The sequence below is a fragment of the Roseateles sp. GW821-FHT02E12 genome (genome assembly GCF_059421665.1).
The window spans coordinates 680738-705281 of sequence record NZ_JBWKVK010000002.1 but is presented as its reverse complement, the minus strand read 5'-3'; the positions used below and the strand labels follow the sequence as shown (position 1 = coordinate 705281).

At 68.6% G+C, this 24544-nt stretch carries 19 protein-coding genes; 13 read left to right on the top strand and 6 right to left on the bottom strand.

Going from position 1 to position 24544, the window contains the following annotated elements; genetic code table 11:
• The first annotated feature begins 175 nt into the window (after positions 1–175).
• The 7 genes from AC07V5_RS14025 to AC07V5_RS13995 all read left to right on the top strand — a co-directional run bounded on the left by AC07V5_RS14025 (position 176) and on the right by AC07V5_RS13995 (position 4445).
• On the top strand, positions 176–742 hold the full coding sequence (locus AC07V5_RS14025; protein ID WP_495116291.1) for an RNA polymerase sigma factor: 567 nt from the start codon (positions 176–178) through the stop codon (positions 740–742).
• Positions 739–1221 (top strand): DUF3619 family protein, encoded by a 483-nt coding sequence (locus AC07V5_RS14020; protein ID WP_495116290.1) that lies wholly within the window; start codon positions 739–741, stop codon positions 1219–1221. Before AC07V5_RS14025 ends, AC07V5_RS14020 begins: the two co-directional genes overlap by 4 nt.
• Positions 1208–2035, top strand: a complete 828-nt coding sequence (locus AC07V5_RS14015) for a DUF3106 domain-containing protein (RefSeq protein ID WP_495116289.1) — start codon at positions 1208–1210, stop codon at positions 2033–2035. The genes AC07V5_RS14020 and AC07V5_RS14015 overlap by 14 nt, the downstream gene beginning before the upstream one ends.
• Entirely contained in the window at positions 2032–2544 is a 513-nt protein-coding gene (locus AC07V5_RS14010) for an RDD family protein (RefSeq protein WP_495116288.1), read from the top strand. The genes AC07V5_RS14015 and AC07V5_RS14010 overlap by 4 nt, the downstream gene beginning before the upstream one ends.
• Complete coding sequence (locus AC07V5_RS14005; RefSeq protein ID WP_495116287.1) at positions 2541–2918, top strand: diacylglycerol kinase; 378 nt, start codon at positions 2541–2543, stop codon at positions 2916–2918. Before AC07V5_RS14010 ends, AC07V5_RS14005 begins: the two co-directional genes overlap by 4 nt.
• A gap of 67 nt (positions 2919–2985) precedes the next feature.
• On the top strand, positions 2986–3768 hold the full coding sequence (locus AC07V5_RS14000; protein ID WP_495116286.1) for an AraC family ligand binding domain-containing protein: 783 nt from the start codon (positions 2986–2988) through the stop codon (positions 3766–3768).
• A 65-nt stretch (positions 3769–3833) separates the two neighbouring features.
• Positions 3834–4445, top strand: coding sequence for a LysE family translocator (locus tag AC07V5_RS13995; protein ID WP_495116285.1), 612 nt, complete (start codon positions 3834–3836; stop codon positions 4443–4445).
• Positions 4446–4513: 68 nt separating this feature from the next.
• Here AC07V5_RS13995 and AC07V5_RS13990 read toward each other — a convergent pair whose 3' ends face one another.
• Positions 4514–4852 (bottom strand): P-II family nitrogen regulator, encoded by a 339-nt coding sequence (locus AC07V5_RS13990; protein ID WP_056198291.1) that lies wholly within the window; start codon positions 4850–4852, stop codon positions 4514–4516.
• Positions 4853–4888: 36 nt separating this feature from the next.
• Positions 4889–6553 (bottom strand): NAD+ synthase, encoded by a 1665-nt coding sequence (locus AC07V5_RS13985; protein WP_495116284.1) that lies wholly within the window; start codon positions 6551–6553, stop codon positions 4889–4891.
• Here AC07V5_RS13985 and AC07V5_RS13980 point away from each other — a divergent pair.
• The 4 genes from AC07V5_RS13980 (at position 6552) to AC07V5_RS13965 (ending at position 16927) form a co-directional block, all read left to right on the top strand.
• Entirely contained in the window at positions 6552–7721 is a 1170-nt protein-coding gene (locus AC07V5_RS13980; protein WP_495116283.1) for a GNAT family N-acetyltransferase, read from the top strand. The two genes, AC07V5_RS13985 and AC07V5_RS13980, sit on opposite strands and share 2 nt — an antisense overlap.
• A gap of 163 nt (positions 7722–7884) precedes the next feature.
• Positions 7885–13719, top strand: coding sequence for a choice-of-anchor D domain-containing protein (locus tag AC07V5_RS13975; protein ID WP_495116282.1), 5835 nt, complete (start codon positions 7885–7887; stop codon positions 13717–13719).
• Between the two features lie 65 nt (positions 13720–13784).
• Positions 13785–14573 carry a response regulator transcription factor gene (locus AC07V5_RS13970; protein WP_495116281.1) on the top strand — a complete coding sequence of 263 codons (789 nt, stop codon included), beginning with the start codon at positions 13785–13787 and terminating at the stop codon, positions 14571–14573.
• Positions 14573–16927, top strand: a complete 2355-nt coding sequence (locus AC07V5_RS13965) for a sensor histidine kinase (protein WP_495116280.1) — start codon at positions 14573–14575, stop codon at positions 16925–16927. Before AC07V5_RS13970 ends, AC07V5_RS13965 begins: the two co-directional genes overlap by 1 nt.
• A gap of 52 nt (positions 16928–16979) precedes the next feature.
• Here the strand turns inward: AC07V5_RS13965 and ppa are convergent, their stop codons facing one another.
• Positions 16980–17519 (bottom strand): inorganic diphosphatase, encoded by a 540-nt coding sequence (ppa, locus tag AC07V5_RS13960; protein ID WP_495116279.1) that lies wholly within the window; start codon positions 17517–17519, stop codon positions 16980–16982.
• 162 nt (positions 17520–17681) lie between these two features.
• Between ppa and AC07V5_RS13955 the strand changes: the two genes are divergently transcribed.
• Complete coding sequence (locus AC07V5_RS13955; RefSeq protein ID WP_495116278.1) at positions 17682–19847, top strand: sodium-translocating pyrophosphatase; 2166 nt, start codon at positions 17682–17684, stop codon at positions 19845–19847.
• Positions 19848–19922: 75 nt separating this feature from the next.
• A complete protein-coding gene (locus AC07V5_RS13950; protein ID WP_495116277.1) occupies positions 19923–20774 on the top strand; it encodes a J domain-containing protein in 852 nt (283 codons plus the stop codon).
• A 22-nt stretch (positions 20775–20796) separates the two neighbouring features.
• On the opposite strand, the gene AC07V5_RS13945 is transcribed toward AC07V5_RS13950, so the two are convergent.
• Genes AC07V5_RS13945 through AC07V5_RS13935 form a run of 3 tightly spaced genes read right to left on the bottom strand, consistent with a single transcriptional unit; the run spans position 20797 to position 24493 of the window.
• Positions 20797–21213: a hypothetical protein gene (locus AC07V5_RS13945; RefSeq protein ID WP_495116276.1), complete on the bottom strand. Its 417-nt coding sequence runs from the start codon at positions 21211–21213 to the stop codon at positions 20797–20799.
• 50 nt (positions 21214–21263) lie between these two features.
• Positions 21264–23942 carry a serine/threonine-protein kinase gene (locus AC07V5_RS13940; RefSeq protein WP_495116275.1) on the bottom strand — a complete coding sequence of 893 codons (2679 nt, stop codon included), beginning with the start codon at positions 23940–23942 and terminating at the stop codon, positions 21264–21266.
• The gene (locus AC07V5_RS13935) at positions 23939–24493 is read right to left on the bottom strand and encodes an ECF-type sigma factor (RefSeq protein ID WP_495116274.1); all 555 of its coding nucleotides are present in this window, start codon (positions 24491–24493) and stop codon (positions 23939–23941) included. The genes AC07V5_RS13940 and AC07V5_RS13935 overlap by 4 nt, the downstream gene beginning before the upstream one ends.
• Positions 24494–24544 lie beyond the last annotated feature (51 nt).

Genomic DNA, 24544 nt, shown 5'->3' with positions numbered 1-24544 from the left:
CCCTCATGAGGCGGATTCGGAACCTGCGCGGTCAACCGATGGGACCCGTGTCGGGCGACCACTGAGAGACCATTGACTCTTTGTGCGAAGCAGCATTATGCCGAGCAAAATCCTGTGAGCCTTCGTATCAGACGAATGCCATAATCCGTGTTGCTGTCCGGACCCGCATTCCGCCTTGGCCACCGACAAAGAACTTAACGATTTCCTGCGCACCGTGGACCGCCGCGCCTTCAAGCGCACGGCCTATATGGTTCGAGACGACGATGCCGCCCTGGACATCGTGCAGGACGCCATGATCAAGCTGGCCGAGAACTATTTCGACCGCCCCGCGGCCGAACTACCCCTGCTGTTCCAGCGCATCCTGTCCAACGCGACGATGGATTACTTCCGTCGCCAGAAGACGCGCAACGCGGTCATGACGAATATGTCGGACTTCGAGGGCAGCGATGCCGATGGCGACTTCGACCTGTTGGAGATCCTTGAAAGCCAGGAAGGCGCGATGGGCGCCGCGAGCGCTGCCGACGAGGTCAGCCGGGCGCAAATCTTGCAGCGCATCGAGACGGAAGTCGAACAATTGCCGGCGCGTCAACGAGAAGCCTTCCTGCTGCGTTACTGGGAGGAACTGGATGTTGCAGAGACCGCGTCTGTGATGGGTTGTTCCGAAGGCAGTGTCAAAACTCACTGCTCCCGGGCTGTCCATGCGCTGGCGAAGTCGCTCAAGGCCAAGGGGATCACGTTATGAACTCGCCAAATCTGTCTACTCTCCCTGCTGACCTGGGTGCTCGCCTGGATACGAGCATCACACGCTTCGGCCTGCGCGTTGCTGCCGGCCTGACCGAGCGAAGCACCGCGCTGCCGCACGACGTGTCCGAGCGCCTGCGCTTTGCCCGCGAACAGTCCCTGGCCCGCGCCGCGCAGGCGCGCGCAGCGCGCACTGCGGTGAGTACAGCCAGCCCCTCCGTGGTGCAGATGGGAGCCACGCTGGCTCTGAATGGCGGCCCGCGCGGCGCTGGTGGCGAAGGCGGCCTGTGGGCCAAGCTGGTTTCCGCCCTGCCCCTGCTGGCGCTGCTGGCCGGCCTGCTGCTGATGCAACAGGGCCAGATCCACGAACAGATCGTTGCCGCCGCCGAGGTCGACACGGCCCTGCTCAGCGACAACCTGCCCCCTTCCGCCTTCAGCGACCCGGGCTTCGCGGAATTCCTGAGAGATGGACAAGAATGACCGGATGCGCATGACGCGAGTCGTCTCCTACTCCCGCCTTCTGATGGCCCTGCTGCTTTGCGCAGCGGGGTTTTCTGCTTTTGCGCAGGCGCCTGAGGCTGCATCCGCACCCGAGGCCGGCGTGGCCAGCGCCGCTGCACCTGCCGTAAAGGCGGTCACGCCGCCGGTCATGCCCCCCGTGTCCGCCCTGGCCGCCGCGCCGACCTGGCAGTCGCTGACGCCGGCGCAACGCAGCCTGCTCGCCCCGCTGGAGCGCGACTGGGACAAGTTCGGCCCCAACCAGCGCAGCAAATGGCTGAGTGCGACGCCACGGCTGGCGGTATTGCCGCCTCCTGAGCTCGCCCGCCTACATGAGCGCATGCGTGACTGGGCCAATCTCACTCCGGCCGAGCGGGTCGACGCGCGCATCGGCTTCCAGGTCGCCAAGCAGGTCGATGCCGAGCAGCGACAGGCCAAGTGGGAGGCCTACCAGGCGCTGCCGCCGGAGAAGCGCCAGGAACTCACCGACAAGGCCGTCGCGCGCCGCCAGGCCCAGACCAAGGCGACCGGCCCGGCACCAAAACCGCTGGCCGCGGCGCCGAAGTCCAACATCGTGCCCGCAGCCCCCAAGCTGGTCACGCCGACACCGGTGGCCGGCAGTCTGATCCAGGCCAAGCCCGGCGCCACCACGGTGCTGATCACGCGCGGCCTCGCCCTGCCCAGCCACCACGCGGCGGGCGAAGCCAAGGTCGTGGCCGATCCGGCCCTGGTTGACGCCAAGACCCTGCTGCCCAAGTCGCTGAAGGCGCCGCCCGCGTCCACCCCGCGCACATGACGGCGCAGGTGGACCCGAGCGCCGCGCCTCCGGGCCTGGCGCGGCGCCTCGCGGCCTTCATCTACGAAGGCGTGCTGCTGTTCGGCGTGGTTTTCTTCGCCGGCTTCCTCTACTCCGTACTGACTCGCCAGCAGCATGCGCTGGAGGGCCGCGTCGGCCTGGGGCTGTGCCTTTTCATCGTGCTCGGTCTCTACTTCGTCGGCTTCTGGACCCGCTCGGGCCAGACCCTGGCCATGAAGACCTGGCATCTGCGCGTCGTCGACGCCAGCGGCCGGCCGCTGGGTTGGGGCCGCGCCGTGCTGCGCTACCTGTTCAGCTGGCTGTGGTTCCTGCCCGCGCTGGTCAGCGTCTGGGCGCTGGGCCTGCACGGCGGTGGCGCCATCATCGGCAGCCTGATCGCCGGCGTCGCGGCCTATATGCTGGTGGCCCGCCTGCATCCGCAGCGACAATTCCTGCACGACGCGATCTGCGGTTCGCGCGTCATCACCCAACTTCCCGTGCGCTCATGAGCAACCCGCACAAGGGCCGCACCGGCCTGGATCGCGTCATCCACGCCGCCGGCTATTCCTGGGCCGGTCTCAAGGCCGCCTACACGGGCGAAAGCGCCTTTCGCCAGGAAACCTGGCTCTGCGTCATTGCCGCGCCGCTGACGTTCTGGCTGGCCAACACCTGGGAGCAGGCCGCGCTGCTGCTGGGCTCGCTGCTGCTGGTGCTCATCGTCGAACTGCTGAACTCCGCCATCGAGGCGGTCGTCGACCGCGTGTCCTTCGAACGGCACGAACTGTCCAAGCGCGCCAAGGACATCGCCAGCGCTGCCGTGCTGATGGCATTGGTGCTGGCAGCAGGCATCTGGGGCGCCGCCATCTGGCAGCACCTGCGCTGAAGTAGCGCCCCCAAGCTCGCTTCATGAGTTGCCCCCGAGGGGGCGTTGCCATGCCAAAGTCGGGCCCATGAAAGCCCGCGGCTTCACACGGATTCCCAGCCACGTCGACGGTGTCGAGGTGGTCGTGGCCGACTCCGCGCTGGCCTTCGGCCGCCACACGCATGACGAGTTCGGCATCGGTCTCATCGAGCGCGGTGCGCAGAAGTCGGCCAGCGGGCGCGGTGTCGTCGAGGCCGGTGCGGGCGACCTTATCACCGTCAACCCCGGTGAGGTGCACGACGGCACGCCCTTTGACGCAAGCGGGCGGCGCTGGCGCATGCTGTACGTCAACCCGGTGCGGCTGCTGGAGGCGGCGCGGGATGTCCTGCCGGGCTCAGCCTTCGAGTTCACGGCGCCGGTCATTCGCGATGCCGTGCTGGCAGCCCGCTTTCGCACCCTTTTTGACGCAGTGACCGCGGACGATGCCTTGCAATCCGAGGCCGCGCTGCTGGTACTGACCGCGCGCTTGTTGCGGCCCTCGCCCACCGGGCGTCCGGCAGTGGGTACCAGCATCAACATAGCGCGTGAACGCATCGACGACGACCCCGCCGCCGGGCTGACGTTGGCCGATCTGGCCGCGGACGCTGGCCTGAGCCGCTACCAGTTCCTGCGCGCCTTCACCCGCCTGACCGGGCTGCCACCCCACGCCTATCTGCTGCAACGCCGCGTACAGCGCGCCCGCCAACTGGTGCGCGAGGGCCTGCCGCTGGCCGAGGCCGCCGCGGCCAGCGGCTTTGCGGACCAGAGCCACATGACGCGCTGCTTCGTGCGCAGCCTCGGCCTCACGCCTGGCGCCTACGCACGCACCTGAAATTTCGTTCAAGACTCGGCCCCGGCGCCCGCCGCACCATGGCCCTCCCCTCAAGGAGCGCCTGCATGAACCTCGAATTCCTGACCGTCTCGCTGCTCGTCGTCGCCTCGCCTGGCACGGGCGCCGCGGTGACCATCGCCACCGGCCTGTCGCGCGGCACGCGCACGGCAGCCGTCGCAGCGCTGGGCTGCACACTCGGCATCGTGCCGCACATGCTGGCGGCCGTGACGGGCCTGGCAGCGTTGCTGCATGCCAGCAGCGTGGCCTTCGAGGCGGTGAAGTTCGCCGGCGTGGCCTACCTGCTGTACATCGCCTGGATGACGTGGCGCGAGCAAGGCGTGCTGGCCATCGAGGCTGATGGCGCCGAGCGCTCAGACTGGCAGGTCATCCAGCACGCCGTGCTCGTGAACCTGCTCAACCCCAAGCTGTCGATGTTCTTTCTGGCGTTTCTGCCGCAATTCATCGCCAAGGATGAAGCGGCGCCGACGCTGGCGATGCTGCAGCTGTCAGCCATCTTCATGGCCATGACCTTCGCGGTCTTCGCCCTGTACGGCGCCTTCGCGGCGCGCATGCGCGAGCAGGTGCTGGGAAGCCCTACAGCGATGGCCTGGCTGCGGCGCAGCTTCGCGGCCACCTTCGTGGCCCTGAGCGCCAAGTTGGCGCTGACGCAGCGCTGAATCAGCGCTCTCAGTCAGTCGGGGTCAGAGCTACTCGCTTCGCTCGGGCGGTCTGACCCGCGAAGTCATCAGACTGCCGCCTCGTCCGTCTCACCCGTGCGGATACGCACGACCTGCTCAACCGGCAGCACGAAGATCTTGCCGTCGCCGATCTTGCCGGTCTTGGCGGCCTTCAGGATGGCGTCGATGCAGCGGTCGACCTCGTCGTCTTTCACGACGACCTCAACCTTGACCTTGGGCAGGAAGTCGACGACGTATTCGGCGCCGCGATAGAGCTCGGTATGGCCCTTCTGGCGGCCAAAGCCCTTGACCTCGGTGACCGTCAGGCCCGATGCACCCACCTCGGCCAGCGCCTCACGCACTTCGTCGAGCTTGAAGGGTTTGATGATGGCGGTGATCTGCTTCATTGCGGGCGCTCCAGGTTGGCGAGGTTTTCGTTGAGTTTACGCACGGAACTTGGACGTGATGGGGTATCTCCAGTCGCGCCCGAAGCCGCGGTGCGTGATACGGATGCCCACCGGCGCCTGGCGGCGCTTGTATTCGTTGATCTTGATGAGCCGGGTGACGCGCTCGACGTCTTCGGGCTTGAAACCGGCGGCAACAATTTCGGCGATGGATTGGTCCTGCTCCATGTAGCGGGCCAGGATGGCGTCCAGCACTTCATAGGGCGGCAGGCTGTCCTCGTCCTTCTGGTCGGGGCGCAGCTCGGCCGAGGGCGGGCGCGTGATGATGCGGTCCGGGATGATCTCGGGCCCTTGAGCGTTGCGCCAGCGCGCCAGGCGGAAGACCAGCGTCTTGGCCACGTCCTTGATGACGGCGAAGCCGCCGGCCATGTCGCCATAGAGCGTGCAGTAGCCGGTGGCCATCTCGCTCTTGTTGCCGGTCGTCAGCACGATGGAACCGAACTTGTTGGACAGCGCCATCAGCAGCGTGCCACGGACGCGGGCCTGGATGTTCTCCTCGGTCGCGTCCAGCGCCAGGCCCTTGAACTCGTCGGCCAGCGTCGCGTTGAAGGCGTCGAACATCGGCACGATGGACTTTTCGTCGTAGCGCACGCCCAGGCGCTCGGCCATGTCGCGCGCGTCGATCCAGGAGATGTCGGCCGTGTAGGGCGAAGGCATCATGACCGTGCGGACCTTGTCCGCGCCCAGCGCGTCGACCGCGATGGCCAGCACCAGCGCCGAGTCGATGCCGCCCGACAGGCCGATGAGGGCGCCGGGGAAGCCGTTCTTGCCGAGGTAGTCGCGCACGCCGATGACGAGCGCTTGCCAGACCTGGGCTTCAAACTCGGGCACCGGCACGATGTCGCCCCGCAGTCGGCCGGCGTCCAGCTCGACGAGGGCCAGCGCCTCCTCGAACATCGGCGCGCGTGCGGCCAGGCTGCCGTCGGCCTGCACGGCGAAGGACGCGCCGTCGAACACCACCTCGTCCTGCCCGCCCACGAGGTGGGCATAGAGCAGCGGCAGGCCGCTCGAGCGGGCGCGTTCGGCCATGCGCTGCTCTCGTTCCTCGACCTTGCCGATGTGGAAAGGCGAGGCATTGATGACGCAGAGCAGCTCGGCGCCCGCGGCCTTGGCGGCGGCGGCGGGCTCGTCGAACCAGGCGTCCTCGCAGATCAGCAGGCCCACGCGCGTGCCCTTGACGTCCACCACCACGGCGCCCAGGCCGGCGTCCCGGCCGGAATAGAAGTAGCGGCGCTCGTCGAACACCTGGTAGTTCGGCAGCTCGCGCTTGGCATAGCTGGCCAAGATGCTGCCACCGGCCAGCACCGAGGCGACATTCAGGCAGGGTGGCAGCGACCAGCTCCGCTCGCGGGCCACGCCGTCCTCGCGCTCGCGCGGGTGGCCGACGACGACATGCAGGCCTTGCAGGTCGGCCAGCTCGGCCGCGATGCGCAGCAACTGCTCATCGCAGGCTTCGAGAAAGGCCGGGCGCAGCAGCAGATCCTCGGGCGGGTAGCCGCACAACGCCAGTTCGGGCGTGACAAGCAGATCAACCCCAGCCGTGTGCGCCGCGCGCGCTTGGGCAATGATGCGGTCCGCGTTGCCCACCAGATCGCCGACGACGACGTTGATCTGGGCCAGGGCAATCTTCAAGGGCGAGGGCATGGGCGACAGCGATTCAGAACACGAGAGCAGCATTGTCATTCGGGTCGACGCCAGTCCCGAAGCCTTGCCGCAAGACCATTGGGACGCCCTGCTTTACGCCCAGGCGCGGCCGACGCCCTTCATGCGCCTGGCTTACCTGCGGGCGCTGCATGCATCCGGCAGCGCCACCGGCACCACGGGCTGGCAGCCGCAGTTCATCTCACTGTGGCGGGGCGATGTACTGATCGCCGCCTGCCCGGCCTATCTGAAGACGCACAGCTATGGCGAATACGTCTTCGACTGGGCCTGGGCCGACGCCTACCAGCGCCACGGCCTGAGCTACTACCCCAAGCTGCTCGTCGCCGTGCCCTTCACGCCCGTGCCGGGCAGCCGGCTGCTGGCCGTGGATGACGAAGCCCGCACCCTGTTGGCGCAGGCGCTGCGAGCGTTGGCGCGCGAGACCGAGGCCTCATCCCTGCATGTGCTCTTCGGCGACGAAGCCGACCAGGCGGCGCTGCTCGATGCCGGCTGCACGGCGCGTGCCGGCGTGCAGTTCCACTGGACGAGCAGCGGTGACACGGACTTCGCCGCCTTTCTCGCCCGGCTGCAGCGCGACAAGCGCAAGAAGATCCAGCAGGAGCAGCGCCGCGTGCGCGAGGCCGGCGTCGAGTTCGAGGCTCGCACGGGCAGCGAGCTCACTGCAGGGGACTGGGACTACTTCTACCGCTGCTACCAGCTCACCTACCGCGCCCACCACAGCAAGCCGTATCTGAGCCGTGACTTCTTCGCCCGCATGGCGAGCGACATGCCCGAGCATTGGCTGATGTTCACGGCCCGGCGCGGCGGGGAACGCGTGGCAACTTCGCTGATCGCGCTGGACCCCGATCGCCGCGCCGCTTTCGGCCGCTATTGGGGCGCGACCGAGCACATCCCGAACCTGCATTTCGACGCCTGCTACTACCAGCCGCTGGCCTGGTGCATCGCGAATGGCTACCAGCGCTTTGAGGGCGGCGCCCAGGGCGAGCACAAGATGGCGCGCGGCCTGATGCCCACGCCCACTGCCTCCAGCCACTGGCTGGCCCATCCGTCGTTCGCCGATGCGGTGAACGAATTCCTGGCACGCGAGGGGGAGGCCATGCAGGGCTATATCGACGAGCTGGGTGAGCACCAGCCTTTCAAATCGCCCTGACGAGTCGCGGCATCGAGGGTATTGGCACCCCGATTCATGGGGGAGGCTCGCCTCTTTTAAGAGGCGCCCTGCAGTTGAGCAATGTTTTTCTGCAGTTTGGCAAAGGTCGCCTCAGCGGAGTGCGGTGACCATCGCGCGGCCCAAAGTCCAAGCCGAGCCCGCGATGAACCCCAACTCCTGCACCCAGCCCCAACGCAACCCGGCCGCCGGCGCCAGCCGCCGCCGCGCGACCCGCTTGACTCCGCTGGCCCTGGCCGCCGCCCTAGCGCTGTGCACTGGTCCCGCGCAGACCGCCACAGTCATTTTTGCCGGCCCCACAGGTGGCCTCTGGAGCAGCAGTGGCAGCTGGATCGGCGGCCTGCTGCCCGGCAGCAGCGACGACGTGCAGCTCGGCAGCTTCGATTCGGAACTGAACTCCGTCGCGTCGACGCCGATCCGCAGCTTTGCCGGCACCGGAGCGATCAAGCTGAGCAACGGCGCGCTGCAAATCGGGCACGACTCCAGCATCGGCACCTTGAACATGGCGGGCGGTACGTTCAGCGGGGCCGGCGCCCTGAACGTCGGCATCCTGAACCTGAGCGGCGGCAGCTTCAACGGATCCGGCACCGTGACCGCGAGCAGTGCGTCGAGCTGGACCTCCGGGACCGTGAACGGGGTGCGCACCGTCAATTTCAACGGCGGTCTGACGATCGGCGGGGGGGGTGGCTTCAACGCCCCCCGCACCCTGAACCAGGGCAACCTGGTACTGGCCGGCAATAGCAACTGGGTCGGCAACACCTATATCACCCTGAACGACAGCGCGACGCTGACCAACAACGGCAGCTTCCAGGATCTGAACACGTCCAGCGTCAGGTTGACCACCGGTACCACCGGCACCAACAAGTTCGTCAACAACGGCAGCTTCATCAAGAGCGGCGGTACGAACGCGAGCACCCTGAACATTGCCTTCACCAACGCCGGCAGCGTGGCGGTGAACAAGGGGACCCTGATCCTGGACAACGGCGGCGGCGGCAGCGGCAGCCTTGATGTGGCGAGCGGCGCGACGCTGGAGTTCAGCCGCGGCACCTTCAACATGGCCGGCGCGGCGCTGGGCGGCGGCAGCGGCACCATCACGATCGACGGCAACGCGACGGTCGACCTGAGCCGTAACTGGGCGAACGGCCAGAACTGGGCCGGCCAGTTGAACGTCGCCGGGAAGTTGATCACCGCGGGCAATTTCACGACGGCCGGCTTCAAGATGAGCAGCAGCGGCAGCCCCAGCAGCCTGACCGGCTTCAGCGCGCTGACCGTGACCAATGCCGCCAGCTGGTGGGCCGGCACCCTGGGCGGCAGCGGCAGCGCCGATTTCAGCGGCGGGCTGGCGATCAGCACCAATGGCGCCAAGACCGTGGATGGGCGCCACGTCATCATGGACCAGGCCAGCAGCTGGACCGGCAACGGCGACATCACGATCGCCAATGGCGCTTCGTTGATCGTCCAGACTTATTCCACCTTCGACGACCAGAACAGCATCGGCGCCAGCCTCCTCGTCGGCAGCGGCGCGGCCGGAACCCTGTACGTCGGAGGCACCTACCTCAAGAGCGGCGCGGGCACGACCATCATCAACACGCCGGTCAACAACGCCGGCGCGCTGGCGCTGAGCGCGGGCACGATGAATCTGAACGGCTTGGTCAGCGGCGCCGGCAGCGTCAATGTGGCCAGCGGCGCGACGCTGAACTTCGGCAGCGCCTCCACCATCGGCAGCCTCAATCTCGCCGGCACCCTGGGCGGCGCGGCCGCCCTCAACGTCGACGGCCCCTCCAGCTGGACGGCGGGCACGATGAAGGTCGGGCCCACCACCACCTTCAACGGCCAACTGGCGATCAGCGGCAGTGCCACCAAGACCCTGGACGCCCGCTCCCTGATCCTGGCGGGCAGCAGCACCTGGAGCGACAACGGTGCCATCTCGGTCCTCAACGGCTCGATGCTGACCAACAACGGTAGCTTCGACGACCAGAACAGCGGCCCGGTCAGCGTGCCGGCCGGCTTCACCAACAATGGCAGCTACCTCAAGAGTGGCACGGGCACGACCAGCGTCGGCAGCGCCTTTTTCGGCAACGGCAAGATGCTCGTGAGTGGTGGCACGTTGAACCTCGCGATGCTGCCCAATGTGGGCATCAGCATCGGCAGCCTGAGCCTGAACGGTGGCGAACTGACCGGCGCCGGCGCGCTGAACGTCGGCAATGCCTCCAGCTGGACGGACGGGCGCATGAGCGGCCCGGGCAGCGCCACCTTCAACCAGGGCCTTGCATTCAGCGGCGCCAGCATGGTGACGGACGGACGCAGCCTGAATCTGGCCGGCGCCAGCAGCTGGAGCAATGACGGCGTCATCACGTTGTTCAACGGCGCCGTGCTGAGCATCGGTGGCAGCTTCGAAGACCAGAACAGCCTCAGCAACGCCATCTCCAGCAGCGGCGCGGGCAGCGCCCTCGTCATCAAGGCCGGTGCCAGCTACACCAAGAGCGGCGCGGGCACGACCAGCATCGCGGCCCCCCTCACCAACAACGGCACCTTGACGGTGAACAACGGCCTGATGTTCCTGGGCAGCAATTTCGGCGGCGACTACGCCGGCAATGGCCGCATCGCCGTCGGCGGCACGGGGACGCTGGTCATGTCGCCGGCCGCCGACATCGGCGGCTTCAGCCTCAGCGGCGGCCGCTTCTTCGTTCTAGGCCCGATGAAGGTGTCCGGCACCAGCACCTGGACCGCTGGCGAGCTCAGCAGTGGCGGCAGCGTCAGCGTCAACGGGCTGGCGTTCAGCGGGGCCGGCACGAAGACCCTGAGCGGAGCCAACCTGCTGATGCACGGCCCCACCACCTGGAGCGGCAACGGCGTGATCGCGATCGCCAGCGGGTCGCTGAGCAACTTCGGCAGCTTCGACGACCAGAACGCCGTCACGGCCCGCATCGACGAGCTCGGCACGGGCGACCGCTTCATCAACGAGAGCGGCGGCACCTACAGCAAGACCGGCGCGGGCACGACCAGCATCAACGCCGCCTTTACCAACAATGGCGCGCTGACGGTCAGCAAGGGCACCCTGGCGCTGAACGCTGCCGCCGACGGCAACGGCGTCTTCAGCGTGACCTCCAGCCTCGGCACGCTGGCCTTCAACGCCGCTTCCACCATCAGCAAGCTGGACTGGACCACGGGCAACTTGTCCGGCACCGGCGCCCTGACGGTGACGGGCCCGTCCACCTGGACCGGTGGAAAGATGCTCGACACGGGCAGCACCAGCTTCAGCGGCGGGCTGACCCTCAGCGGCGCGCAGCCCAAAGACCTCGACCATCGCAGCGTGACGCTGGCCGGCACCACCACCTGGAGCGGCGGCCCCATCTCGTTCACGAACGACGCGCTGCTGACGAACACCGGCATCTTCGAGGACCGGACCACCAGCTCGGCCCAGTTCACCACCAGCGGCCCGGGCAACAAGACCTTCGTCAACAAGGCCGGCGCCAGCTACACCAAGTACGAGGCGAACGAAACCGCCTTCTACACCGGCTTCACCAACGACGGCACGGTGGCGGTAAGCAAGGGCACGCTGAGCCTGAACGGGACGGTCAGCGGCAGTGGCCGCTTCAGCGCCGCGATTGGCGCCACGCTGGCATTCAATGCGGCCACCACCCTCGACAACAAGCTGGACTGGAGTGCGGGCACCCTGGCCGGAACCGGCGTCGTGACGGTGGCCCAGCTCTCCACCTGGAGCGGCGGCGCGATCAACGGCTCGGCAAAGATCAGCTTCAACGGCGGGCTGAACATCAGGGGCGCCAGCCCCAAGACCGTGACCGGTCGCCTGCTGGAGCTGGGCGGCGCCAGCAGCTGGACAGACAACGCCGGCATCACGGCCAACGGCGGCATCACGCTGATCAGCGGCGCCAGCTTCGCCGACCAGAACACCTTCGACGCGAGCCTCAGTGGCGGCGCGTCCCAGCCCAACTTCACCCACAGCGCCGGCGCGAGCTACACCAAGAGCGGCACAGGCAAGACGACCATCTCCGGCTTCATCTTCACCAACAGCGGCACGCTGGAGGTGAGCGCCGGCACGCTCGACGTCCAGGCGCCGTTATCGGGCGCGAGCTTCACCGGCAACTCGCTCACCGGTGGCAGCTACATCGTCAGGGGCTTCTCCAAGCTGAAGCTGCCCATCGGCTATCTGATCGGCAACAGCGCGGCGATCACGCTGGACGGCAGCAATGCAGGCCTGCTGAACGCCAATAACGACAACCCCTTGAAGTCCTTCGGCAACAACAACGGGAGCTTCACCCTGCTCAACGGCGCGACGTTCACGCAATCGGATACCGGCTTCTTGAATCGCGGCCAGATTACCGTGGGTACGGGCAGCAGCTTCACCAGCAGCTTGACCAACCAAGCCAACGCCACGCTGCAGATGGCAGGCGGCACCTTCAACAGCGGCATCAGCAACGCCGGCACGGTGAGCGGCTACGGCACGCTGGTGAAGGCCGTCACCGGCATCGGCACCGTGCGAGTCAACGGCGGCGTGTTGACGGCCATCGCGGGCATCAACAGCGCGAACGCGCCCGTGATCATCGAGGCCGGCGCCACCCTGGCCGTGGAGGCCAACAGCACCGTCAAGACGCTGGACCTGCAGGGCGGGCTGAACCTGGGGACACGCAACGTCAGCGTCGCCCAGGACTACATCAACGGCGCCGCGGGCTCGGGCAATGCCTTCAACCGCCGCGCCGGCGTCACCGGCAGTGGCCAGATCCTGGCAACAGGCAGCGTGCAGCAGACCCTGTCGGGCAACCTCATCCAGCTCGGCAACACGGCCAATGCCGTGCTGGCGCTGCCGAGCATGCGCGTCGGCGACACGCCATTCACGACCAGCTTCACGATCAACAACGTGGGCAACGGCGCGAGCCTGCGCGGCGCCATCCAGACCGGTGGCATCACATCGTCCTCGCTGAGCGGCAGCGGCGTCACGGCGCAGAACTGGGGCGCCGTGGCTGCCGGCGGCTCAAGCGGCGGCTATAACCTCAGCTACACCCCGACCGGCGCCAGCACCGGGCTGACGGGCCAGTCGCTGGCCATCGTCAACAACTTCGACAACGTGGCAGGCCAGACGCTGAGCATCAGCGGCGGCAAGGTCTACGCGCCGGCCATGGCCCAGTTGGGTACCAGCACGCTGGACTTCGGCATCGTCCACGTGGGCGACGCCGTCTCGGCGCAAGGCATCACGGTCAGCAATGCCGCCACGACGGCTGCGCTCAACGACGTGCTGCGGGCCACGGCCACCGGCAGCAGCGGCTTTGCCATGAGCGGCAGCCTGAACGGCCTGGCAGCAGGTCAGCAAGACAGCAGCCTCCAGGTCAAGCTGAACACCGCGCAGGCGGGCGTCTTCAACGGCGCAGCCACGCTGGCCTTCTTCAGCCAGAACGCCGACATGAGCGACCTCGGCCTCGGCAGCCAGCAGGTGGCCCTGACGGCCCAGGTCAACCACTACGCCGAGTTGGGCCTGGGCAAGCTCGGCGGCGCCGGCAGCTTCTCGGGCAGTGGCACGGCCTACACGCTGAACTTCGGCACGCTCAGCCAAGGCGCCAATGCGGTCGGTGCCGAGCTGATGATCGGCAACCTGGCGCCCGGCCTGGCGGACCTGCTGAGCCTCAAGTTCGACCTTGGCACGGCCAGTTCGCACTTCAGCCTGAACGGCTTCGGTGATATCGCCGGCCTTGCCGCAGGCGACAGCCAGGGCGGCCTGCAGATCGGTTTCAATGGCCTGCTGGCCGGTCACTTCGACGAGGTCATCACGCTGCACGCCGTCGGCAGCAATGCCGGCGGCTACGTCGGCGCGCTGGCCGACGTACAGCTGCATCTGGTGGGCGACGTGGCGGCCGTGCCCGAGCTGGCCAGCTGGGCGCAGTTCACGCTGGGCCTCGTCGGCATGATGGGCTTCATGGCGCGGCGCCGCCTCGGCCGGCCAGGGCTCGGCCATGCACGCCGCTGAGCGGAGCCTGACAGGCGCAAATAAAGCCGGCGCCGCCCGCGCGTTGGGCCCAACAATGCCGGCCGATGAGCGCCGCCCCTCCCGCCTCAATCGACGAACCGCAAGCCCCACCCGGTGCGGCGCGCCTGCTGCTGATCGACGATGCGCCGGAGCAGCTGCGCCAGCTGTCGGAACTGCTGGCGCGCCAGTACCGGCTGCTGCATGCCACCGACGGCGTGTCGGGCTTTCACCGTGCGCAGGCACAGCGGCCGGACCTGATCCTGCTGGACCTGGTGATGTCCGGCATGGACGGCCACGCGGTGTGCAGGCTGTTGAAGGCCGACGCGGCCACGCGCGACATCCCAGTGATCTTCCTGTCCGCCCAGGCGAATGCGCAGCAACGGCTGGATGGCCTGCGCCTGGGCGCGGTGGACTACATCGGCAAGCCTTTTCTGGCCGATGAGGTGCTGGCCCGTGTCTATGTGCACCTGCCCCGCGCCACGGCAGCACGCGGCCGGCCGGCCGCGTGCGACCCGGAGCTGGCCTTCGTGAACGCGGCCACGCGGCTCATCGGCGAGCAATTGGCCACCCTGCCCTCCGTGGGCGAGATGGCCGAGCGGGTGGGGCTGAGCGAGCGCCGCCTGTCCACGCTGTTTCGCAAGCACCTGGGGCTGACGGTGTCGGGCTTCATCAGTGAAGAGCGCATCCGCGTCGGCTGCCAGATGCTGGCCGCCACGCCCATGAGCGTGCAGGACATCGCGCTGGACGTGGGCTTTGCCAACACGGCCAATTTCTCCACCGCCTTCCGCGAGCGCCTGGGGTTGACACCGCAGGCCTGGCGCCAGCTGCAGCGCGACGGCGGCGGCGGGTCTTGATGCGGCGCTGGCTGTACCGGTTCTTCTGTATCGCGTTGACGCTGGCGGCCTGGGCGCCGCTGCACGCGCAGCCGGCACCTCGGCCAGCCTGGCACCTGCTCGAAGACCCCGGCGGGGCCTTGACGCTGGCTGACGTGCAGGCGCGGGCCGACGAGTTCAAGCCCCACCAGCCAACCGGCCGGCTGCGCACGCCGGGCTACACGCGCACGGCGCTGTGGGCACGGCTGGAGCTGCCCGCCAACGCCCAGCCGGAGACGCTCTGGCTGGTGATGACGCTGACGCGCATCGAACACGCTCAGCTGTGGGTCCAGGCGCCCGACGGGCAATGGCGCTACGCGCAAGCCGGCCTGCTGGTGCCGCACGCGCAATGGCCGCTGGACACCAGCGACGTGAGCTTCGAGCTGCGCCCCGAGCCGGGCCGGCCGCTACGCCTGATGCTGCGCGAGTCGGGCCGCACCTACGCCTCCTTCGACGCGCTGCTGTGCCGGCCGCGCGACTGCTCCGCTGAAAACCGCGACACCACCCTGGCCATTGCCGTGCTGGCCGGCAACCAGATGCTGGCCGCCGCTGGCTATCTGCTGCTGTTCTTCTTCTGGCGCCGGGCGGCCTTCGCGCTGATGGCGGGCTCGGTGGCGGCCTACGGCCTTTACGAGCTGAGCCTGCATGGCCTGAGCTTCCAGTACCTGTGGCCCAACGCCACTGGCTGGGCGCCGCGCAGCCTGGTGGTGTTGATGGGCGTGGCGCAGTTGCTGAATTCGCTGGCCGTGGCCGCCATCCTGCCGCTGCGCCGCACCACGGCCGCGCTGCGCTGGGCGCTGACCGCCGCGTGGCTGGCCATCGCCGTCGCGCTGTTGACGGCCCTCTGGGGCGACTACAAGGCCATGGCCCCGCTCGTCAATGCCCTGACGGGGCTGTGCAGCCTGCTGACGCTGGTGCTGACCAGCTGGGCCTGGTGGCGGCGCCTGCCGCTGGCCGGCTGGGCCGCGCTGGTGACGGCGTCCACGGTGCTGGGCGCGTTGCCGCGTTACGCCTACGTGCTGGGCTGGCTGGAGCTGGGGCCGGTGATGTGGCTGACCACGCCCGTCGTGCTGCTGCTGTCGCACCTGATCCTGTTGATGGCCCTGGTGCAACAGGTGGTACAGCAGCGCCGTGCCGAGCTGGCCGCGCAGGCGCAGCTGCTGCAGGAGCGGGCCGCACGCAGCCAGGAGCTGGAGCAGCAAGTGGCGCAGCGCACCGGGGAGCTGCGAGACGCGCTGCAGGAGGCCCGCAGCCAGCACCAGCAGCGCAGCCGCCTGCTGGCCTTCATCGGCCACGACCTGCGCGCACCGCTGGCCGCGACGGTGAGCTACTTGCGCCTGCTCGGCGGCGGCGGCCGCCGCGACCAGCAGTTGCGCGCCAGCGTGCAGCAGAGCGTGGGCTACCAGCTGGCGCTGATCGACGAACTGGTTGAGTTCTCGCGCGGCGAGCTGCAGGAGCTCGATCTCGTGCCCGCGCCGCTTTATATCCACGGCCTGCTGCTGGCGCTGGCCGAGCAGGGCGAGCTGCTGGCAAGCCAGCGCCACAACCGCTTTCAAGCGCACATCGACCCTGACCTGCCCGCCGTGGTGCTGGTGGACGCCAAGCGCCTGCGCCAGGTGCTGCTCAACCTCATGTCCAACGCCGCCAAGTTCACCGCAGGCGGCCTGATCGAACTGCGCGTCGTGCCCGGCAGCACCTCACCTGGAGTCTGGCGCTTCGAAGTGGCCGACACCGGCAGCGGCATCGCGCCGGAAGACCAGGCCCGCCTGTTCGAGCCCTTCTGGCAGGCTCCGCCGCAGGAGGGTCGGCCCCATGAGGGCGGCTCGGGCCTGGGCCTGGCTGTGGCCAAGCACATCGTCGAAGCCATGGGCGCGCGCATCGAGCTGCGCAGTGCCATCGGCGAAGGCAGCCGCTTCGTATTCGAACTGCCACTGCCCGAGGGCCGGGCCGACGAGGTGCTGATGCCAACCGACGCCGTGCCACCGATCGAAGCCGCCTCGCAAGACATGCTGGCGCTGCTGATCGACGCGCCGCTGGCCCACGCCGACCGGGTCGCCGAGCTGCTGTTCGCTGCCAACGTGGAGGTGCAGCGGCTCGCGGCAGACGCGACCCTGCCGCCCGCAGATCTCCTGCTGTGCGACCCCGGCTTGCTGGACGCGGTGGGCCTTGCGCGGCTGCAGCAATGGCGCGAGGGTGCGCCCGCGCGCCGCTGCATCGCCCTCGTCGACCACCCGCCCGCGCCCGCACTGGCGGGGCAGTTCGACGCCGTGCTCTACAAGCCGGTCAACGCCGCCGCCTTGTTCGCCGAGCGTTTCGGCCCGGCCATGGCGCCATGAAAAAGAGCGCCTCGGGCAAGCCCTGGCGCTCTTCTCGGTTTCGGCGAACCGCTTACTTCTGCTGCTCTTTGGCGTAATTGGCCAGGCCTTCGGTGATCTCAGACTTGGCCTTCTCGGAGCCTTCCCAGCCCTTGACCTTGACCCACTTGCCCTTCTCCAGATCCTTGTAATGCTCGAAGAAGTGCTGGATGGCCGACAGGCGGGCCGGGTTCACGTCCTCGATCTTCTGCCAGTGGTCGTACATCGGCAGGATCTTGCTGGTGGGCACGGCGAGCAGCTTGGCGTCGCCGCCGGCCTCGTCGTCCATCATCAGCACGCCCAGGGGGCGGCAGGTCACGACGACGCCGGGCGTCAGCGCGAAGGGGGTGATGACGAGCACGTCGACCGGGTCGCCGTCGTCCGCCAGCGTCCTGGGGATGTACCCGTAGTTGCACGGGTAGTACATAGGCGTCGTGAGAAAGCGATCGACGAACAGTGCGCCGCTCTCCTTGTCGACCTCGTACTTGATCGGGTCGGCATTCATCGGGATCTCGATGATGACGTTGAACTCGTCAGGCACCTTGGCGCCGGGGGTCACGTTGTGCAGGCTCATGGTCGTCGTTTTTTGTGGAGGAAAACCCGCATTCTAGGTTTCCCGAACATCGCTGGTAAACGCGCAAGCTCCGCCCCAAACCCGGCCCTTAAGCTCGGCCGCCGAGCCCGAGGCATACCCTGCCGCGGGCCATAGATGACACGCTGAACAGGAGACTCATACATGTCGACGGAAATGGCGCTGTACTTCGCGCTGGCCTGCGGCCTCGCGGCCGTTCTTTATGGCTTCATTCAACGAAGCTGGATCCTGAGCCAGGATGCCGGCAACGCCCGCATGCAGGAGATCGCCACGGCGATCCAGCAAGGTGCCGCCGCCTACCTGGGCCGGCAGTACCGCACCATCGGCATCGTCGGCGTCGTGCTGGCCATCGCCATCGCGGTGTCCGGGCTGGGCATGACGACGGCCGTTGGCTTCGTCATCGGCGCAGTGCTGTCGGGCATCTGCGGCTTCATCGGCATGAACATCTCGGTGCGCGCCAACGTGCGCACCGCGCAGGCGGCCTCCAAGGGCATCGGCCCGGCGCTGGATGTAGCCTTCAAGGGCGGCGCCATCACCGGCATGCTGGTGGTGGGCCTGGGCCTGCTGGGCGTGGGCGGCTTCTATATGGCCATCGGCGGCGGGCATGACAGCGCGGCGCTCAAGCCCATGCTGGGCCTGGCCTTCGGCTCATCGCTGATCTCGATCTTTGCGCGCCTGGGCGGCGGCATCTTCACCAAGGGCGCCGACGTGGGCGCCGACCTGGTGGGCAAGGTCGAAGCCGGCATCCCCGAGGATGACCCGCGCAACCCGGCCGTGATCGCCGACAACGTGGGCGACAACGTCGGCGATTGCGCCGGCATGGCGGCCGACCTGTTCGAGACCTACGCGGTCACGCTGATCGCCGCGATGGCGCTGGGCGCGCTGATGATCACCGGCAGCAGCGCGCTGGCCGGCGTCGTCTACCCGCTGGCTCTGGGCGGTGTCTCCATCATTGCCTCCATCATCGGCTGCTACTTCGTCAAGGCCAGCCCCGGCATGAAGAACGTGATGCCAGCGCTGTACAAGGGCCTGATCGTGGCCGGCGTGCTGAGCCTGATCGCCTTCTTCTTCGTCACCAAGGCGATGTTCCCCGGCCCCATCGAGCTGACCAAGGGCGGCACCACCAGCGCAATGGCGTTGTTCGGCGCCTGCACGGTGGGCCTGGTGCTGACGGCAGCCATGGTCTGGATCACCGAGTACTACACCGGCACCCAGTACCACCCGGTGCAGCACGTCGCGCAAGCGTCCACCACCGGGCACGGCACCAACGTCATCGCGGGCCTGGGCGTGTCGATGAAGTCCACCGCTTTCCCGGTGCTCTTCGTCTGCGCGGCCATCTACGCGGCCTTCGCGCTGGCTGGCCTCTACGGCATCGCCGTGGCCGCCACGTCCATGCTGAGCATGGCCGGCATCGTCGTGGCGCTGGACGCCTATGGCCCCATCACCGACAACGCCGGCGGCATTGCCGAGATGGCCGAGCTGCCCGCCAGCGTGCGCGACGTCACCGACCCGCTGGACGCCGTGGGCAACACGACCAAGGCCGTGACCAAGGGCTACGCCATCGGCTCCGCCGGCCTGGCCGCACTGGTACTGTTTGCCGACTACACGCACGCGCTGGAAGCGCGCGGCATGCACGAGGTCTTCTCGCTGTCCGACCACAAGGTCATCCTGGGCCTCTTCCTGGGCGGCTTGATCCCCTTCCTGTTCGCCGCGATGGCGATGGAAGCGGTGGGCCGCGCGGCAGGTGCGGTCGTCGTGGAAGTGCGCAAGCAGTTCGCCGACGGCGCCATCATGGCCGGCAAGCGCAAGCCCGACTACAGCGCGGCGGTCGACATGCTGACCACGGCGGCCATCAAGGAAATGATCGTGCCGTCGCTGCTGCCCGTGGTGGCGCCCATCCTGGTGGGTCTCATCCTCGGCCCGGCGGCACTGGGCGGCCTGCTGATGGGCACCATCGTGACCGGCCTCTTCGTGGGCATCTCGATGTGCACCGGCGGTGGCGCCTGGGACAACGCCAAGAAGCTGATCGAAGAAGGCTTCACCGATGACAAGGGCGTGCTGCACAAGAAGGGCTCGGAGGCGCACAAGGCCGCCGTCACCGGCGACACCGTGGGCGACCCCTACAAGGACACCGCCGGCCCGGCCGTGAACCCGCTGATCAAGATCATCAACATCGTGGCGCTGCTGATCGTGCCGCTGCTGCCGATGACGGCCGGCAGCAAGGCGCCGGAGGCCGTGGCGACCCCAGTCGCCGCTGTCGCACCGGCAGCCAGCACCGCAGAGCTGCCTGCCTCGGCTGCATCTCAGTAACACCCAGGTAAATCCGGTACACAACAGCCCGTTCGCGGGCTGTTTTTACGTCTGGCGCAGGCAGAATTGAGGCCCATGGCAAGCATGGCAATCACGAGGCACGAGCTGACGCGGCGACGCGAACAACTGCAGGATCTGCAGCGCTACCTCGCCGTACTGGAAGCCGACCACGACGGCGCCCGCGCCAAGCTGCTGGGCTTTCGGCACCGCTACCTCGAAGCCCTCGGCCCGCTGATGCTCGAGCTCACCGAGCTGGAAACCCAGCTCCACCAGGCCACGGCCCTGCTGTCCGAGGCGCTGAAGCGCCAGGGTGTGGATACGCCGGCATCCACGTCGCCGCGCGCCAAGGCCTGGCCCGAGGTCCCTGCCCTGCCCGACGCGACGCCGCTGCCGCCCGAACCCACGGGGCCGATGACCGACCTGCCGCCGCCCAGCCTGAAGACGCTGTACCGGCGCGCGGCGATGCGCTTTCACCCCGACCTCGCGCCGCAAGGCCCGGAGCGGGATGTCTGCGAGCAACGCATGATGGTCGTCAACGATGCCTACGCCAGCGGCGACCGCCACAAGCTGGAAACCCTGCTGCTCGCGGCCGGCGAACTACCCGAGAAAGTCATTGGCGGCCCGGCTGATGCCGTGCGCGCCTGGCTGGGGCTGTGCGAGCACCTCGTGCAGGGCCGCATTCGCGTCGTGCAGGCGCAGATGGCCATGCTGCAGGCCCAGCAGATGCACGAACTCCGCATCGCCGTCGAGCGGGCCGAGGGGGGCGGCATGCGCCCGCTGGACATCATGGCCGCACGGCTGCGCACGCAGATCGCCGAGCGCCGCCAGGAGCTCTACATCGGCGAACGCGTGGGCAGCGACACCAGCCTCGCCGCCCATTTCCTGCGCAAGCACTACCAGCGCCTCACCGGCCTGGATCTGCCGTAGAGCCGTAGAGCCGAGCGCTCGCTCAGTCGGCGTCGGTGTTCTTGACCTGCGGGTCGGCGCTGGGGAAGAAGTTCACCATGTCGCCATTGGCGTCGACCTGGGCAAACATCAGCACCACGCCACGCAGCGTGTACAGATTCACTCCCCAGGGAACGGTGACACCGTCCAGGCCCGCATCGGCATCACGCGTGGCGCCCAGGTAGTTGTGGGAGCCGAGCTCGGGGTCGTTGCCGACTGTTTTCACCACCGCGCCAACCAGGCGCAGGTTCTGGCTCTCGACAAAGTTGAACTGCAGCTCGCCAGCTTGCCCCTCGGGCGTGCTGGTGGTCAGCGGCACGCCGGGCGGCACCGCGGTGCCATTGGCGTCGGTGTAGCTGCATTGGGCCAGGCCACCGATGGTGCTGGTCACGGTGACGGCATAGGGCGATACATAGGACATGTCGGTTCCTGAGACTGGAGGGTGATGGCGCGACACCGAGGTCGCGGGCCTCAGCGCTCGCGCTGCTGCTGCAGCCAGTCTCGCGCGGCCGCCAGCGCCGGCTGAGCAGCCGCCTGCGGATTCAGGCATTCCTGCACGCGCAGCCAGCGCCTCGTCAATTCGGCATGCACCTGCAGCCAGCCGGGCTGGCCGGCCAGCAGGCCGGCCGCCAGCTGGCACTGCGCCTGGGCGGCCGCCGGATCGGCCTGCAACAGGCCGGCCCGCAACTGGGCCAGCAGCACGCGGGCATTGAGCAGCTGCTGGTTGCCCGGGCTGCGCGGCAGCGCGGTGGCCAGCCGCTGGTCGGCCTGTGCCAGTGGCCCATCCAGGCTGCGGCACTGCTCGGGCTGGCAGCTCGGCGGCAGGGTCTGCTCCAGCAGCTTGACCTGACGCGGCAACCAGCTGTCCAGCGGCCCCTTGCCGGGGCGCAGGCCATCGAGCCGGGCCAGCAGGGCCTGGGCCTGGCGCGCCCGGGCCGAGGCGTCCAGGCCGGGCAGCTTGAGCCGCTCGGCGCTGGCCTCGATGGCAATGAAGGCCCAGCTGCGGTTGCTGGGGTCGCCACGGGTCAAGGCCTGGGCGCTGGTGTCGGCCTGCTGCAACTGGGCGGCCGCGCGGGCGTCGCCCAGGTCGTGCAGCGCCATGCCCAGGAAGAAGCGGTAGTTCACCTCGTGGCTGAGCCAGCCCAGGTCGTCGGGATGGGCCTCGCGCAAAACCAGCAACCGGGTCAGCGCGTTCTCATACAACGCGATCGCGCTGCGCAGGCGGCCGGCACGGTTCAGCGTGGTGCCCAGCCAGCTGGCGCTGTCGGCCCAGTCGCCCTGCAGCGTGGCGTCGTCGGGGCGGGCCTGCAGCACCTGCTCCTTCAGGGCCAGGGACTGGCGGAACGCCCGCTCCGCGTCCGGCAGGCGCCCCTGGGCCAGGGCTAGCGAGCCCAGGCTGTTCTCGGCGTAGGACAGCTCGACCCGCGCCTGGCCGTCCTGCGGCGAGGCCTGCAGCCACTGCTCGCTGATGGCGCGGTAACGCAGCCAGGCCTGCTGTGCCGGCTCGAACCTGCGCTGGGTGTAGTGGACATGCCCCAGCCAGAAGGCCGCTGCGCCCTGGGCCTTGCGCCAGTCGGCGGCCAGTGCCGGCTCGGGCGGGTTGCCCTGCAACAGCGCGCCGGCGGCCTGCAGCGGCTCGATGGCGGCTTCCAGCTCGCGCTTGGACACACGCACCTCGCCGATGACGGTCAGGGCCTTGGCGCGTTGCAGGCGCTCAGCCCCCGCGGCATCGGGGTTCTGCGCAAGAAAGCTCAAGGCCTTGCTGCCCACGCTGTCGAGCAGCTCCAGCCGGCCGATGGGGCGCAGCTTGTCGGCGAACTCGCCGAGCATGTAGCTGAGCAGGTCCTCCGCCTGCTGTCGCCGGGCCTGGGCCTGCTGCTCGGCGGCTTCGGCGCGCCGCGCCTGCAGCAGACTGCTGGTGGTGGCCGCCAGCAGCAATAGCACCGCCGCCGAGCCCGCCGCCACGGCGAGCCGGTGGCGGCGCACGAAGCGGCCCAGCACGTAGAGCCGGCTGTCGGGCCGCGCGCTGATGGGTTCGTGGGCCAGCCAGCGGCGCAGGTCGGCGGCCACGCCTTCGGCATTGACGTAGCGGTCGGCCGGCTGCTTCTTCAGGGCCTTGGCCACGATGGTGTCCAGGTCGCCGCGCAGCTGGCGGGCCTGGCGAGACAGGCTCAGGTCATCGCCCCGCGCAGCGGCCTCCGACAACCGGCGGGGCACCTGCTCGACGATGGCCTTGAGCAGGTCCAGCCGCATCTCGGTGTCGGCCACTGTGGGATGCCCACCGCCGAGCAGCCGGTAGAGCAGCACGCCCAGCGCGTAGACATCGGTCGCCGTCGTCACTTCGGCCTGCTGCACCTGCTCGGGCGCAGCGTACTGCGGCGTGTAGGCGTGGCCGGCCAGCTGCGTGAGCTCGGTGTTTGCAGCGCCCTGCCCTGCGTCGTCCAGCAGCTTGGCGATGCCGAAGTCCAGCAGCTTCACCTCGCCTTCGCGGGTGACGAGGATGTTGCCGGGCTTGAGGTCGCGGTGCAGGATGAGGCGGGCATGCGCATGGCCCACGGCGGCCAGCACGTCGAGGAAGAGGCGCACGCGCGCCTCGATGCCGAGGCCGCGCTCGCGGCAGTACGCGTCGATGGGCTGGCCGTCCACGTACTCCAGCACGAGGTAGGGCTGGCCCTGCTCGACGCCGGCATCGAGCAGCCGCGCGATGTGCGGGTGGGCCAGGCGCGCAAGGATCTGGCCCTCGCGAGCGAAACGACCCGCGTCTCCCGCCGCAAACAGCCCGGCCTTGAGGAACTTCACCGCGACGCGGCCCTCGAAGCGGCCGTCCGCCCGCTGTGCCGTCCAGACGCTGCCCATGCCGCCCTGGCCCAGCTCGCGCTCCAGGCGGTAGGCGCCAATCGTCATGCCGGCCACCTCGATGGCCTCGGGCGCCGCGCCGAGTTGCAGGGCCTCGGCCACCGGGCGGTCCAGGAAGCCCTGGTCACTCAACGCCTGGTCCTGTTGCAGCAGGGCGCGCAATTCGTCGGCGAGTGCAGCGTCCTGGGTCGACAGCGCGTCCAGGCGCTGCGCGCGGGCGTCGGCGTCCAGGTCCAGCAGCTCATCCAGCAGCGGGCTCAGGGCCAGCCAGCGTTGCTTAGCCGAAAAAGTCATGCCTTCAGGCTCATCGCAAGAAAGAGCTTGGCCTTCTGCCAGTCGCGCTGCACGGTGCGCTCGGTCACGCCCAGGGCCTGGGCGATCTCCTGCTCCAGCAGGCCGCCGAAGTAGCGCATCTCCACCACCTGGGCCAGTCGCGGCTCCAGCTGTGCCAGCTCGTCCAGCGCCTCGTGCACGCGCAGCACATGGTCTTCGTCCTGCGGGGCCAGCTCGGCCACGGCGGTGTTCAGCGTCAGCGCCTGCAAGCCACCGCCGCGGCGCTCGGCCTGGCGGGACCGCACGAGGTCGATGACCACGCTGCGCATGGCACGCGCCACATAGGCCAGGAAGTGGCGCCGATCGGGGAAGTCCGCGCCCGGCACGCCTTCCAGGCGCAGCCAGGCCTCGTGCACCAGGGCCTGGGTGTCCAGCAAGGTGAGGTCGCCGGAGCGCCGCATGTGGCTGCGGGCCATGCGCTGGAGGTCGGCGTACAGCCGGGCCACCACCTGGTCGGCAGCGGCGCGGTCGCCGGCTTGGGCGGCCTTCAGCAATTGGGTGATCTCTTGCACCGGCCGCACTCTAGCCGCCCGCGCGGGTCCGCACGGGCAGTGCAAACGCGG

What these genes read in the sequence shown, in the direction of transcription:
- AC07V5_RS13990 (WP_056198291.1), bottom strand. Translation starts at nt 4,852, where the DNA reads ATGAAGCAGATCACCGCCATCATCAAACCCTTCAAGCTCGACGAAGTG.
- AC07V5_RS13950 (WP_495116277.1), top strand. Translation starts at nt 19,923, where the DNA reads ATGGCAAGCATGGCAATCACGAGGCACGAGCTGACGCGGCGACGCGAA.
- AC07V5_RS13970 (WP_495116281.1), top strand. Translation starts at nt 13,785, where the DNA reads ATGAGCGCCGCCCCTCCCGCCTCAATCGACGAACCGCAAGCCCCACCC.
- AC07V5_RS14010 (WP_495116288.1), top strand. Translation starts at nt 2,032, where the DNA reads ATGACGGCGCAGGTGGACCCGAGCGCCGCGCCTCCGGGCCTGGCGCGG.
- ppa (WP_495116279.1), bottom strand. Translation starts at nt 17,519, where the DNA reads ATGAGCCTGCACAACGTGACCCCCGGCGCCAAGGTGCCTGACGAGTTC.
- AC07V5_RS13975 (WP_495116282.1), top strand. Translation starts at nt 7,885, where the DNA reads ATGAACCCCAACTCCTGCACCCAGCCCCAACGCAACCCGGCCGCCGGC.
- AC07V5_RS14005 (WP_495116287.1), top strand. Translation starts at nt 2,541, where the DNA reads ATGAGCAACCCGCACAAGGGCCGCACCGGCCTGGATCGCGTCATCCAC.
- AC07V5_RS14020 (WP_495116290.1), top strand. Translation starts at nt 739, where the DNA reads ATGAACTCGCCAAATCTGTCTACTCTCCCTGCTGACCTGGGTGCTCGC.
- AC07V5_RS13985 (WP_495116284.1), bottom strand. Translation starts at nt 6,553, where the DNA reads ATGCCCTCGCCCTTGAAGATTGCCCTGGCCCAGATCAACGTCGTCGTC.
- AC07V5_RS13945 (WP_495116276.1), bottom strand. Translation starts at nt 21,213, where the DNA reads ATGTCCTATGTATCGCCCTATGCCGTCACCGTGACCAGCACCATCGGT.
- AC07V5_RS13955 (WP_495116278.1), top strand. Translation starts at nt 17,682, where the DNA reads ATGTCGACGGAAATGGCGCTGTACTTCGCGCTGGCCTGCGGCCTCGCG.
- AC07V5_RS14015 (WP_495116289.1), top strand. Translation starts at nt 1,208, where the DNA reads ATGGACAAGAATGACCGGATGCGCATGACGCGAGTCGTCTCCTACTCC.
- AC07V5_RS13965 (WP_495116280.1), top strand. Translation starts at nt 14,573, where the DNA reads ATGCGGCGCTGGCTGTACCGGTTCTTCTGTATCGCGTTGACGCTGGCG.
- AC07V5_RS13995 (WP_495116285.1), top strand. Translation starts at nt 3,834, where the DNA reads ATGAACCTCGAATTCCTGACCGTCTCGCTGCTCGTCGTCGCCTCGCCT.
- AC07V5_RS13980 (WP_495116283.1), top strand. Translation starts at nt 6,552, where the DNA reads ATGGGCGACAGCGATTCAGAACACGAGAGCAGCATTGTCATTCGGGTC.
- AC07V5_RS14000 (WP_495116286.1), top strand. Translation starts at nt 2,986, where the DNA reads ATGAAAGCCCGCGGCTTCACACGGATTCCCAGCCACGTCGACGGTGTC.
- AC07V5_RS13940 (WP_495116275.1), bottom strand. Translation starts at nt 23,942, where the DNA reads ATGACTTTTTCGGCTAAGCAACGCTGGCTGGCCCTGAGCCCGCTGCTG.